Here is a 13,177-nt window from a genome sequence, read left to right on the forward strand (position 1 = left end):
CTTCTCGCGGCCGCAGCCACAAATGCGGTAGGTATTATACCACATTTTTCACCGTTTTTCAATTCTGGGAAAAACGGGTCAAAAATTGCCGCGTACGCTCCTGCTGCGGGTGGACGATGACCTGCTCCGGTGTCCCCTGCTCCACGATCACGCCGCCGTCCATGAAGATCACCTGATCGGCCACGTCCCGCGCGAACGCCATCTCATGGGTGACGATGATCATTGTGGTGTTCTGTTCCGCCAGGGAGCGGATGACCTTGAGCACCTCGCCGGTCAGTTCCGGGTCCAGCGCGGAGGTGGGTTCGTCAAAGCAGAGGATATCCGGGCTCAGCGCCAGGGCCCGGGCAATGGCCACCCGCTGCTGCTGGCCGCCGGAGAGCTGGTGGGGATAGTGCCCGGCCCGGTCGCTCAGGCCCATCTGCTCCAGCAGCGCCTTCCCCTGCTCCTCGATCTGGCGGAGGATGCGCTTCTGATCCCGCTTATAGTCCGCCCGCTCCTTTGCCAGCAGCCGTCCGGCCAGGGTCACGTTTTCCAGCGCGGTGTACTGGGGGAAGAGGTGGAAGGACTGGAATACCATGCCGAAGTGCAGGCGCTTGCGGCGCACCTCCGCCTCCCGCTGGGTGGCGGGGTCCGCCGCGTCAAAGAGGGTCTCCCCCCGCACGGCGAGGCTCCCGCGGTCGGGCCGCTCCAAAAAGTTCAGGCAGCGCAGCAGGGTGGTTTTGCCCGAGCCGGAGGATCCGATGATGGCCAGGGCCTGCCCCTCCTCCAGCGAGAAGCTGATATCCTCCAGCACCCGGGTGGCGCCGAAATGCTTTTCGATGTGACGTACCTCCAATACCGACATCGTGACGCCTCCTTACTTGAAGTAATCCAGCTTTTTCTCCACCCAGCCGAACAACAGGGTGAGAATGCCGTTGACCGCCAGATAGAACACCGCGGTATAAAACAGGGGCCAGATCATGCCCTTCTTGATGAAGGACTCTCCCATCCAGATGATCTCATACACGGAGATGATGCGCACCAGGGCGGTGTCCTTCACCAGGGTGATAAACTCGTTGGACATGGGCGGAACGATACGCTTGACGACCTGGAGCAGCGTGATCTTGAAGAAGATCTGGCTGCGGGTCATGCCCAGCACCTGTCCCGCCTCGTATTGCCCCCGGGGCACCGCCTGGATGCCCCCGCGGTAGATCTCGGAAAAATAGCAGGCGTAATTGATGACAAAGGACGCCAGCGCCGCCGTGAACCGGGGCAGCAGCGGCAGGCCGAAGAGCAGGCCGGGGCCGTAAAAGATCACCAGGATCTGGAGCATCAGCGGCGTGCCCCGGATGATCCAGACCACCGTCTTCACGAAGCCCCGCAGGGGCGCGAAGCGGCTCATGGAGCCAAAGCTGATGATCAGGCCCAGGGGCAGGGCGAAGACCAGCGTCAGGACAAACAGCTCCAGGGTGGTGACAAGTCCCTCCAGCAGGGTGAGCGTAACGGTCGTAAGCATGGCGATTCCCTCTCTTAAACCGGGGAAAGGCAGAGAGCCGGACGGCTCTCTGCCTGTTTCCTCTCCCGAAGAATGATGAACCTCTTACTTTTCGATGATGGACTCCTGAACGCCGTAAGCCGTGGCGGTCTCCAGAACGGTACCGGCGTCGCAGGCTTCCTTCCAGAAGGCGTTGAAGGCGTCCGTCAGGTCGGAGCCCTTGCGGAACGCCACGCCGTACTCCTCGCTGTTGAGCTGCACGGTATAGGTCAGCTCGGGGTAGCTGGTGCCCTCGCCGATCATGGCGCCCGCCATCAGAAGGTCGATGACGCAGGCGTCGGAGGCGCCGGAAGCCACCTCCAGCAGGGCGTCGGCCTGGGTCTGCTTGGCCACGTAGCTCAGGCCCAGCGCATCCAGCTGCTCGGCGCCGGCGGAGCCGTTCTCCACCGCAAAGTTCAGGCCGGACAGGCTCTCCACGCTCTGGTAGTCCTCCGCCTTGTCCGCGGGGAGCACCACCACCTGGCCGTTGTTGCAGTAAGGCTCGGAGGTGGACGCGCCGCTCTTGACTTCGTCGGTGAGGGTCATGCCGTTCCACACGCAGTCGATGCCCTTGGCCTCCAGCTCCATGAGCTTGTTGTCCCAGTTGATCTCCAGAAATTCCACTTCCACGCCCAGGTCGGCGGCAAAAGCCTTGGCCATATCGGCGTCAAAACCGATCCACGCGCCGCTCTCGTCCTTATAATCCATGGGGGCGAAATCGGTCATGCCGACCACCAGGGTCCCCTTATCCTGAACATAGGCCACATCGCTCCCGGCGGCGGGGGTCTCCGGAGCGGCGGTCTCCGGAGCCGCGGTCTCCGGCGCGGGGGGGGACGCGGTGCCGGCGCCGCCCGAGCAGGCGGCCAGGGAAACGGTCAGGCCCAGAGCCAGGGCCAGCGCAAGCAGTCTCTTTTTCATTCTTGGTTCCTCCAAACAGCGCCGCAGCGCGTTAATACTTTCGTATATTACCACACTAAAGCAATTGTGTAAAGAGGAAATTTGAATTTTTCCCTTCAGCCTTCGGCTTCCTCCGCCGCGGCGCGGGCCGCCGCATAGTCCTCCGGGCGGTTCACATTGAGCAGGATACGTTCCAGATCGAAGCCGGGCAGTTCGGCCTCGTCCACCGTCCGGCAGTCCACCCGCTCCAGCATGCCGCGAAAGGCGCGCCGCCCTTCCTCCAGGCAGGCGGATGCCGCGCCCAGACAGCCCCGGCCATAGACCGCGAACAGCGGCTCCAGCGCGCCGCCGGCGCGGCGGATGCAGCAGGCGTCGGCCGTTCCCCGCAGCTGCTCCAGCCGCCGGGCCAGCGCCGCGTCTCCAAACGGCAGGTCCACGGCGGTCAGGAAAATCGCCTCCGCCCCCGTCTGCAGAAAAGCGGCCTCCAGCCCGGCCAGCGGTCCCTGGCGTCCGGGGCGGCGGTCGCAGACCTCCTCCGCCCCGGCCGGATCGAAGCGCCCCGGCCGGTCCACGGATACGCACACGCGTCCGAACGCCCCCCGGTACCGCTCCACCAGCCGCTCCAGAAACGTCTCCCCGCCCAGCCGCAGAGCGCACTTGTCCCGCCCCATCCGGCTGGACCGTCCTCCGGTCAGGATCACCGCCACGGTTTCCATCCTCCGTCCCCCTCGCTGCGCCGCAGATGCGGGCAAAATGTTTTTTTCCAGCATACCAGAAAATTTTTCCCGGTGCAAAACTTTCTCAGCGCTGCATAGAAGTCCCTTTGATTCCACATCCTTTGACTACAGAGAAATCAACAAGTCTGGAGGAGCGCATACCGATGAAAAAAATAGCTGCGGCCCTGCTGGCCGCCTCTCTTTTGATCCTCCCCGCCCACGCCGCCGGCGCGAACCCGGTGGATGCCGCCGCCGCCGTCCTGATGGAAAAGGAGACGGGGACCATCCTCTTTGAACAAAACGCCCACGACAAGCTGGAGCCCGCCAGCGTCACCAAGATTATGACCCTCCTGCTGGTGATGGAGGCGGTGGACAGCGGCCGTCTGGCTGCGGAGGACCTGGTCACGGTTTCCGCCCGGGCGGCTTCCATGGGCGGCTCCCAGGTGTATCTGAAGGAAAACGAGCAGATGACGGTACACGACCTGCTCAAGGCGGTGGCGGTCGCCTCGGGCAACGACGCCTCCGTGGCCCTGGCCGAACACCTGGCCGGCAGCGAGGATGCTTTCGTGGCGCAAATGAATCAGCGCGCCGCCGAGCTGGGCATGGCGGATACCTGCTTTCTCAACTGCACCGGCCTGCCCGCATCGGGCCACCTGACCAGCGCCCACGACATCGCCCTCATGAGCCGGGAGCTGATCTTGAACCACCCCCGCATCCGGGATTACACCACCATCTGGATGGATTCCCTGCGGGACGGGCAGTTCCAGCTGGCCAACACCAACAAGCTCATCCGCTTCTATGAGGGGGCCACCGGCCTCAAGACCGGCTTTACCGACGCGGCGGGCTACTGCATGTCCGCAACGGCGGAACGGGACGGCATGGAACTGATCGCCGTCATCCTCAAATCTTCCACCCGGGATATCCGCAATGAGGCGGCCAAGAGTCTGCTCAGCTACGGCTTTGCCAACTACACCCTCATGGACGTATATCCCGGTCAGGCCCTGCCGCCCATCGACGTGCTGCTGGGCGAGCGTGAACAGGTACAGCCGGTGCTCGCCCAGTCCAGCCGTATCCTGGTCGACAAATCCCAGGTCAATGCGGTGACCACCCAGGTCAGCCTCTGCGAAGATGTGGAGGCCCCCGTGGAGGCGGGGCAGAAGCTGGGCGAGATGGCGGTCTCCATCGGCGGGGAGCCGCTTCAGACCATCCCCATCGTTGCCGGAGAAGCAGTGGAGCGCATCACCATCCCCGGCATCTTCTCCCGTCTGCTGCGCAATCTGTTCATGGCAGGCTGACCCTGTTTCAAATTGACCTTGCCGCTGCGGCGGCCAACCTCTGCCAGGCTTTTTCGACAAGTGGGGGCCGGAGCGGATCTTCCGCTCCGGCCTCTTCGGCGTTCTGGACAAGGGCCTACTTTCTTCCTGACGGAATTTTTACATACACTACCGTATCCTATCCTTGACTATATTCGCAACAGGTTGTATAATTTATACAAACAGTCCCACCACATCCGGGGCTTCTTTATTACCAATGACAACAAAGCCCCCCTGACTTTTTCTTGTTTTTGGTAACTTTTACCACGAGGAGAGGATTCCTATGGCTTTTGCAGCAAATACGGCCCCTGGACCGGCGCCGCTGGAGGCATTTCTGGCCGGACAGGCCGTCCGGGCTCAGGATTATCTGGGTGCCCATCCCGCCGAGCTGGACGGCCAGCCGGGCTATGTGTTCCGGGTCTGGGCCCCCCGCGCCAAGGCCGTGTGCGTCATGGGTGCGTTCAACGCCTGGAACGAGACCGACCAGCCGCTCTCACCCGTGGGCGGCGGCGTTTGGGAGGGCTTTGTGCCCGGCCTGGAGCGCTATGACACCTATAAATTTGCCGTCCACACCGCCGACGGCCGGGTTCTGGCCAAGGCCGACCCCTACGCCTTTCACGCCGAGACCCGCCCCGGCAACGCCTCCAAGCTCTACGATCTGTCCGGCTATGTATGGGGCGACGAGCTCTGGATGAAATACCGCCGGGAGCACCCCGTCTACCACAATCCGCTGAACATCTACGAGGTCCATCTGGGCTCCTGGCGGCGCACCGGAGCGGGCGAGTTTCTCTCCTACCGCACCATCGCCGAGTACCTGGTCCCCTACGTCAAGGAGATGGGCTTCACCCATGTGGAGCTGATGCCCATCACCGAGCACCCGCTGGATATGTCCTGGGGCTATCAGTGTACCGGTTATTTCGCGGCCACCAGCCGGTTCGGCACGCCCCACGACCTGATGTGGCTCATCGACCAGCTCCATCAGGCGGGCGTAGGCGTCATTCTGGACTGGGTGCCCGCCCATTTCCCGAAGGATGCGTTCGGCCTGTATGAATTCGACGGCACATGCTGCTACGAGTACGCCGATCCCCGCAAGGGGGAACACGCCGACTGGGGCACACGGGTATTTGACTACGGCAGGAACGAGGTGCGCTCCTTCCTTTACTCCTCCGCCCTGTTCTGGCTGGAGCAGTACCACATCGACGGCCTGCGGGTCGACGCGGTGGCCTCCATGCTTTACCTGGATTACGGACGGCAGGACGGACAGTGGGCGCCCAATATCCACGGCGGACACGAAAATCTGGAGGCGGTGGAATTTCTCCAGCAGCTCAACGGCCACGTATTCCTGGACCATCCGGATGTGCTGATGATCGCCGAGGAGTCCACCGCCTGGCCCCTGGTGTCCCATCCGGTGGACCAGGGCGGGCTGGGGTTCAACCTGAAATGGAACATGGGCTGGATGAACGACATTCTCCACTATATCAAGCTGGACCCCTATTTCCGGCAGTTCAACCACAAGGATATTACATTTTCTTTGATGTACGCCTTTTCCGAAAACTTTGTGCTCCCCCTGTCCCACGACGAGGTGGTCCACATGAAGGGTTCCCTGCTGGGCAAAATGCCGGGGGACGACGCGCAGAAATACGCCGGTGTGCGGGCCTTCTATACCTACATGCTCGCTCATCCGGGCAAAAAGCTGCTGATGATGGGCTGCGAGTTCGGCCAGTGGAACGAGTGGCACTACGAGCAGTCCCTGGATTGGCACCTGCTGGAGCAGCACGACGAGACCGGCGACGGCGACCGTCACCGCGCCCTCCAGGCCTTCTTCCGGGCGGCCAACGCCTTCTATCTGGCCCATAAGGAGCTGTGGGAACTGGATTTCTCCTGGGAGGGCTTCCAGTGGATCTGCGCCGACGACAACCAGGGCAACTGCGCCGCCTTTGTGCGCCGCGACAAGAAGGGCGGCTGCCTGCTGGTGTGCTGCAACTTCTCCCCCGTCCACCGCAGGGGCTACCGTCTGGGGCTTCCCTTCCCGGGCCGGTATGAGTGCGTACTCAATACCGACCGCCCGGAGTTCGGCGGTACCGGTCTGGGGGATACCGCGCCGGTCAAAAGCGAATATGTGCCCTGCCATGGGCAGGAGCAGTCCATGGAGATCGACCTGCCGCCCATGTCCGCGGTGATCTACCGCTGCGTCAAGAAATTCCCGCCCCGGCGGACCCGCGCGGCCGGCCCGGCGCAGAAAAAGAGCGCCGGCAGCGCCCCGGCCACCCCCTGATCTTCCCCACTTCCAACCTGAGGTGATCGTATGAAAAAAGAGTGTGTCGCCATGCTGCTGGCAGGCGGGCAGGGCAGCCGCCTGCACGCCCTGACCAGCCATGTGGCAAAGCCCGCCGTCCCCTTCGGGGGCAAGTACCGCATCATCGATTTCCCCTTGTCCAACTGCATCAACTCCGGCATCGACACCGTGGGCGTGCTCACCCAGTACCGCCCGCTGGAGCTCAACAGCTACATCGGCAACGGCCAGCCCTGGGACCTGGACCGGTCCGATGGCGGCGTGCACATCCTGCCCCCCTACATGCGGGAGGGCGAAAAGGGCACCTGGTACAAGGGCACCGCCAACGCCATCTATCAGAACCTGGGCTTTATCGAGCTATATGACCCGGAATACGTGCTGATCCTCTCGGGGGACCACGTCTATAAGATGGACTATTCCCAGATGCTCCGCCGCCATAAGGAGACAGGGGCGGCCTGCACCATCTCGGTGCTGGAGGTCTCGCTGGAGGAGGCCACCCGCTTCGGCATCCTGAACGTGGACGAGAACGACAACATCTATGAGTTCGAGGAAAAGCCCCGGCACCCCAAAAGCAACCTGGCCTCCATGGGCATCTACATCTTTACCTGGAGCAAGCTGCGGGAATACCTGATCGCCGACGAGGCGGATGAAAAGAGCAGCAACGACTTCGGCAAAAATATCATTCCCGCCATGCTGGGCGCCGGGGAAGCGATGACGGTCTACCGCTTCTCAGGCTACTGGAAGGACGTGGGCACCATCGACTCCCTGTGGGACGCCAATATGGATATGCTCTCCACGGAAACCAGCATCGACCTGTACGACCAGGAGTGGCCCATTTACGCCCGAACCCCCACCAAGCCTCCCCACTTTATGGGGGAGCATGCCGTAGCGGAGCATTCCATGGTCACCGGCGGCTGCGAGGTATACGGCCGGGTGGAAAACTCTGTGCTCTTCCACTCGGTCATCGTGGAGGAGGGCGCCGTGGTGCGCTACTCCATCCTCATGCCGGGCACCATCGTCAAGGCGGGCGCCGTGGTGGAGTATGCCATCCTCGCGGAGAACGCGGCCATCTGTGAAAATGCCCACGTGGGCGCCTCCCCCGACGGCAGCGACAGCTGGGGAGTAGCCGTGGTGGCCCAGAACCTCCGGGTGGGGGAAGGGGCCGTGGTGCCCCCCAAGGCCATGATCACCCGGAATGTGAAAGGGGGCGGCGCGAAATGATGAACCAGCTGCACGGCATCATCTTCGCCTATCTCTCCAATCCCGACCTGCGGGAGCTGACCCAGCACCGCAACACCTGCTCCATCCCCTACGGTGGCCGGTACCGCATCATCGATTTTATGCTCTCCAATCTGGTCAATGCGGGCATCGACGACGTGGGCCTGATCGTACACACCAATTATCAGTCCCTGCTGGACCATGTGGGCTCCGGCAAGGATTGGGACCTCTCCCGCAAACACGGCGGCCTGCGCATCCTCCCCCCCTTCGGCTATGCCAACAAACGGGAGGGGATCTACCGGGGCAGGATGGACGCGCTGGCAGGCGTGCGCTCCTACCTTCAAAACATCCGCCAGGATCATGTGGTCCTGGCCGGGGGCGACCTGGCGGTCAACCTGCCCATCACCGACATCTTTGAGCAGCATCTGAAATGCGGCGCCGACATCACCGCCGTATGCACCCGCCAGCCCAAGGGCGACCCCAAGTGCTGCGATTACTTCACCATCGGCGCCAGCGGCCGGGTGAGCGACGTGGCCGTCCATCCCGCCCTTCCCCAGGGCTGCGAATCCCTGGAGGTCTACATCCTCTCCAAGTCTCTGCTGCTCTCGCTGGTGGATCACTGCGCGGCCCATAACATCCCCTCCTTCAGCACCGGCGTGCTCCAGCCCATGGTGGACGCTCTGAAGATCTTCCCCTACGTCTTTGACGGCTACGCTGCCCGGCTCCAGTCGGTGGCGGGGTATTTTGCCCGCAGCATGGAGCTGCTCGATCCCCAGGTCCGCCGCCAGCTCTTCGTGCCGGAGCGCCCGGTGAAGACCAAGGACCAGTCCAATCCCTCCACCTATTACGGCCCAGGCGCTCATGCGGTCAACTCCCTGGTGGCCGACGGCTGCATCATTGAGGGCGAGGTGGAAAATTCCATCCTGTTCCGGGGCGTGCGGGTGGAAAAGGGGGCCAGGGTCTCCGGCTGCGTGCTCTTCCAGGGCACGGCCATCCAGGCCGGCGCGGTGCTGAAATACGCCATTACCGACAAGAATGTACGGGTAAATCCAGGCCGCATGCTGATGGGCCACAGCACCTATCCGCTGGCTATCGCGAAGAACGAGATCGTCTAAACGCCGCGTGCGGATTTCGCCCCATGCGCTGCGGCGCCCCGCCGCTCCCGTTCCATCTTTCTTTGAAGGAGTAAGCTATGAACATTCTGTTTGCCACCTCTGAATGCGCGCCCTTTATCAAGACCGGCGGGCTGGCCGACGTGGCCGGATCCCTGCCCAAGGCGCTGGCCAAGGAGGGCCATGACGTGCGGGTCATCCTCCCCCTCTACGAGGGCATCGGGGAGGACTGGCGCAGCCAGGTGACCTTCCTGCAGTGTTTCCACATCACCCTGGCCTGGCGCACCCCCTACTGCGGCGTCTTTGAATTGAAGCGGGACGGCGTCACCTACTGGTTTGTGGACAACGAATACTACTTCAAGCGCTCCAGCATCTACGGCCACTATGACGACGGCGAGCGTTTCGCCTACTTTTCCCGGGCCGTCGTGGAGAGCGTCGGACATTTGGATTGGCATCCCGACGTGCTCCACTGCAACGACTGGGAGACGGCGCTGGTGCCCATCTACCTGCTGGAGGAGCGCCACCGCATTCCCCAGCTCTACGACACCAAAAGCGTGTTTACCATCCACAACATCGAGTACCAGGGCCGCTATGGCAGCCAGACCCTTCAGGACCTGTTCGGCCTGAACGCCGGATATTTCAACGAGCATATGCTGGAGTATCACGGGGATGTGAATCTGATGAAGGGGGCCATCTACGCCGCCGACTATGTCACCACCGTCTCCCCCACCTATGCCGAGGAACTCCAGTACGACTTCTACGCCCACGGCCTGGCAGGGGTGCTGGCCAATAACCGCCACAAGCTGCGGGGCATCCTCAACGGTATCGACACCGAAGGGTACGACCCCTGGCGGGACAAGGGGCTGACCAAGTTCTTTTCCGCCCGGCAGATGCAGGGCAAGAAAAACTGCAAGGCCGCCCTTCAGCAGATGTCCGGCCTGCGGGAGGCGCCCGATACCCCCATCGTCGCCTGTATCTCCCGTCTGGTCAAGCATAAGGGCTTCGATCTGGTCACCGCCGCCATCCATGACATCATGGCCATGGACGTGCAGATGATCGTGCTGGGTACCGGGGATTGGAACTACGAGGAGTCCTTCCGCCAGGCGCAGGCCCAGTATCCCGGCCGGTTTGCCGCCCATATGATGTACTCCCCCAATCTGTCCACCGCCATTTACGGCGGCGCAGACCTGTTTCTGATGCCCTCCATCTCGGAGCCCTGCGGCCTTTCTCAGATGATCGCCATGCGCTACGGCACCATCCCCGTGGTGCGGGAGACCGGCGGCCTGAAGGATTCCGTCGTTCCCTACAACCAGTTCACCGGGGAGGGCAACGGCTTCTCCTTCGCCAACATCAACGTTCAGGAGATGACCGGCGTGCTGGGCGCGGCCGTGGGGCTGTACCACACGGACAAAAAGGCCTGGAAAGGCCTGATGAAAAACGCCATGACGACCGACTTCTCCTGGGGCCGCTCCGCCGGGGATTATCTTGAGATCTACGGCTGGCTGACCGGCAAATGAGCCCCGCTTGACAAAAAATTAACACTGTGATAAAATGACCGCTCCGCAGGTGGGGTTAGGCCCGCCTGCGGAGCGAACTGTGTCTGCTTCCATCCAATTCCTTAATTGTTAAGGAGATGTCTGCATTGCATACGTACAGCAAGAAAGAATTGATGAACCTCATCACCGGCAAGCTGCGCCGCAATTTCGGCCGGGATGTGGAAGAGGCCACCAGCCTGCATATGTTCAAGGCCTGCGCCCTGGTGCTGCGGGACATCATCAACGAGCGGCAGCTGGCGACCGAGGACAGGGTATCCACCGAGCATCTGCGCCAGGTGCACTACCTCTCCCTGGAATTTCTGATGGGCCGCTCCCTGATGAAAAACGCCTATAACCTGGGGCTGCTGGCGCCCTTGACGGCAGCCATCGAGGCTCTGGGCTTCTCCGCCCCCGACCTGTTCGAGACCGAGCCCGACGCGGGTCTGGGCAACGGCGGCCTTGGCCGCCTGGCCGCCTGCTACCTGGACTCGATGACGACCCTGGAGGTCCCCGCCACCGGCTATTCCATCTGCTATGAGCTGGGCATCTTCAAGCAGAAGATCGTGGACGGCCAACAGGTGGAGCTGCCCGACGACTGGCTGGGCCTGGGCGACGCCTGGCTCATCCCCAAAATGGACGAGACCGAAGAGGTCCGCTTCGGCGGCAAGGTGGAGGATGTGTGGGATCAGAGCGGCCACCACGTCAAGCACACCGGGTACGACACGGTGCTGGCCGTTCCCAAGGATATGGAGATCGCAGGCTATGCAACGCAGCACAGCAACGTGCTGCGCCTGTGGGACGCCAAAAGCCCCACGCCGGTGGACATGGGTCTGTTTTCCTCCGGCCAGTATCTGAAGGCCGTGGAGCAGCAGGCCATGGCGGAGACCATCTCCAAGATCCTCTATCCGGAGGACAATCACTACGAAGGCAAGTCCCTGCGGCTCAAACAGCAGTATTTCTTCGTCTCGGCCACCATCCAGTCCATCGTGCGCAAACACCGCGCGGAGTACGGCACACTGCGCAACTTCCATCAGAAGCATGTGATCCAGATCAACGACACCCACCCCACTCTGGCCATCCCGGAACTGATGCGCATCCTGCTGGACGAGGAGGGCTACGGCTGGGAGGCGGCATGGCATATCGTCACCCACTGTGTGGCCTACACCAACCACACCGTCCTGGCGGAAGCGCTGGAGCGCTGGCCCCAGCAGCTGATCCAGACGCTGCTGCCCCGCATCTGGCAGATCCTGACAGAGATCAGCGGCCGCTACCAGCAGGAACTGACCGACTACTTCCACGGCGACCTGTCCAAGGTGGCCCCCATGGCCATTATCTGGGGGGGCGAGGTGCGCATGGCCAACCTGTGCGTGTGCGCCTGCTTCAAGGTCAACGGCGTCTCCGCCCTCCACTCGGATATCCTGAAAAAAGACGTGTTCCACGACGCCTATCTGCGTACTCCGGAAAAGTTTACCAACGTCACCAACGGCATCGACCACCGCCGCTGGCTCTCCGAGTGCAACCCCAAGCTGGATGAGCTGATCCGGGACTGCGGCTGCGGGGAGTATCTGCTCCGCCCCGACGCCCTCCAGGGCCTGGAGCGGTACAAGGACGACGCCGGGGTGCTCTCCCGGCTGGGGGAGATCAAAGCGGCCAATAAGCGCTCCTTTGCCGCCTGGGTCGCCCGGGAGAGCGGCGTCGTGCTCAACACCGACGCCATGTTCGACGTGCAGGTCAAGCGCCTGCACGAGTATAAACGGCAGCTGCTCAATGTGCTGCATATCATCTCGCTCTACCAGCACCTGAAGGACGACCCTCATTTCTCCTTTACCCCCCGCACCTACCTCTTCGGCGCCAAGGCCGCGCCGGGCTATGCGGTGGCCAAGAAGATCATCCGCCTGATCAATTCCGTGGCGGAGCTGGTGAACCGGGATCCCGCCTGTAAGGATCGGCTCCAGGTGGTCTTCCTGGAAAATTACCGGGTCAGCCTGGCCGAACAGCTCATGCCCGCCAGCGAGCTGAGCGAACAGATTTCCACCGCAGGCAAAGAGGCCAGCGGCACCGGCAACATGAAATTCATGATGAACGGCGCCCTGACTATCGGCACTCTGGACGGGGCCAATGTGGAAATGCATCAGGTGCTGGGCGACGAAAACATCTTCCTCTTCGGCCTGAAGGCCCGCGAGGTGGCTGAGATGAAGCAGAAGGGCTATAAATCCTACGAGTATTACGTCCACAATCCGGATCTGAAGCGGGTGGTGGACCAGCTCAATCTCGGCTTCGGGGACGGCGCAGCTTATGACGACCTGGCCCGCCGCCTGCTCTTCGGGGACGGCGGTCCCGCCGACGAATACCTGCTGCTGGCCGACTTTGAAAGCTACCGGGACGCCCACGTGCGGGCGGGTCAGGTCTATCTGGACCCCACGCGCTGGAACCAGATGTCTCTGGTGAACATCGCCCGCTCCGGCATCTTCGCCGCCGACCGCTCCATCCGGGACTATGCCCGGGAGATCTGGGACATCCCCGTGCGGGCGTAATCCGCCGTTCCTGCCGGAGGGGGGGGGGGGGGGGGGGGGGGGGGGG

General features: G+C 62.6%; 10 protein-coding genes. 6 read left to right on the forward strand and 4 right to left on the reverse strand.

Annotated features, from left to right (window positions below; all coding sequences use genetic code 11):
• Positions 1–58: 58 nt before the first annotated feature.
• From NE547_RS13470 to NE547_RS13485, 4 genes are all read right to left on the reverse strand, one after another.
• On the reverse strand, positions 59–844 hold the full coding sequence (locus tag NE547_RS13470) for an amino acid ABC transporter ATP-binding protein (RefSeq protein WP_186906337.1): 786 nt from the start codon (positions 842–844) through the stop codon (positions 59–61).
• 12 nt (positions 845–856) lie between these two features.
• The gene (locus tag NE547_RS13475; protein WP_186906338.1) at positions 857–1,495 is read right to left on the reverse strand and encodes an amino acid ABC transporter permease; all 639 of its coding nucleotides are present in this window, start codon (positions 1,493–1,495) and stop codon (positions 857–859) included.
• 84 nt (positions 1,496–1,579) lie between these two features.
• Positions 1,580–2,431 (reverse strand): transporter substrate-binding domain-containing protein, encoded by an 852-nt coding sequence (locus tag NE547_RS13480; protein WP_256176175.1) that lies wholly within the window; start codon positions 2,429–2,431, stop codon positions 1,580–1,582.
• A 95-nt stretch (positions 2,432–2,526) separates the two neighbouring features.
• Positions 2,527–3,126, reverse strand: a complete 600-nt coding sequence (locus NE547_RS13485) for a molybdenum cofactor guanylyltransferase (protein WP_186906340.1) — start codon at positions 3,124–3,126, stop codon at positions 2,527–2,529.
• 164 nt (positions 3,127–3,290) lie between these two features.
• On the opposite strand from NE547_RS13485, the gene NE547_RS13490 reads away from it, so the two are divergent.
• The 6 genes from NE547_RS13490 to NE547_RS13515 all read left to right on the forward strand — a co-directional run bounded on the left by NE547_RS13490 (position 3,291) and on the right by NE547_RS13515 (position 13,131).
• Entirely contained in the window at positions 3,291–4,421 is a 1,131-nt protein-coding gene (locus NE547_RS13490; RefSeq protein ID WP_186906341.1) for a D-alanyl-D-alanine carboxypeptidase family protein, read from the forward strand.
• Between the two features lie 301 nt (positions 4,422–4,722).
• Positions 4,723–6,714 (forward strand): 1,4-alpha-glucan branching protein GlgB, encoded by a 1,992-nt coding sequence (gene glgB, locus NE547_RS13495; RefSeq protein WP_186906342.1) that lies wholly within the window; start codon positions 4,723–4,725, stop codon positions 6,712–6,714.
• A gap of 30 nt (positions 6,715–6,744) precedes the next feature.
• Positions 6,745–7,953 carry a glucose-1-phosphate adenylyltransferase gene (locus tag NE547_RS13500; RefSeq protein WP_256176176.1) on the forward strand — a complete coding sequence of 403 codons (1,209 nt, stop codon included), beginning with the start codon at positions 6,745–6,747 and terminating at the stop codon, positions 7,951–7,953.
• Positions 7,950–9,065 carry a glucose-1-phosphate adenylyltransferase subunit GlgD gene (glgD, locus tag NE547_RS13505; protein ID WP_256176177.1) on the forward strand — a complete coding sequence of 372 codons (1,116 nt, stop codon included), beginning with the start codon at positions 7,950–7,952 and terminating at the stop codon, positions 9,063–9,065. Before NE547_RS13500 ends, glgD begins: the two co-directional genes overlap by 4 nt.
• 77 nt (positions 9,066–9,142) lie before the next feature.
• On the forward strand, positions 9,143–10,579 hold the full coding sequence (gene glgA, locus NE547_RS13510; protein WP_256176178.1) for a glycogen synthase GlgA: 1,437 nt from the start codon (positions 9,143–9,145) through the stop codon (positions 10,577–10,579).
• Between the two features lie 116 nt (positions 10,580–10,695).
• Positions 10,696–13,131, forward strand: coding sequence for a glycogen/starch/alpha-glucan family phosphorylase (locus tag NE547_RS13515; RefSeq protein ID WP_256176179.1), 2,436 nt, complete (start codon positions 10,696–10,698; stop codon positions 13,129–13,131).
• Positions 13,132–13,177: the final 46 nt, after the last annotated feature.

The sequence above is a fragment of the Flavonifractor sp. DFI.6.63 genome, from assembly GCF_024462255.1.
GTDB lineage: Bacteria > Bacillota > Clostridia > Oscillospirales > Oscillospiraceae > Lawsonibacter_A > Lawsonibacter_A hominis.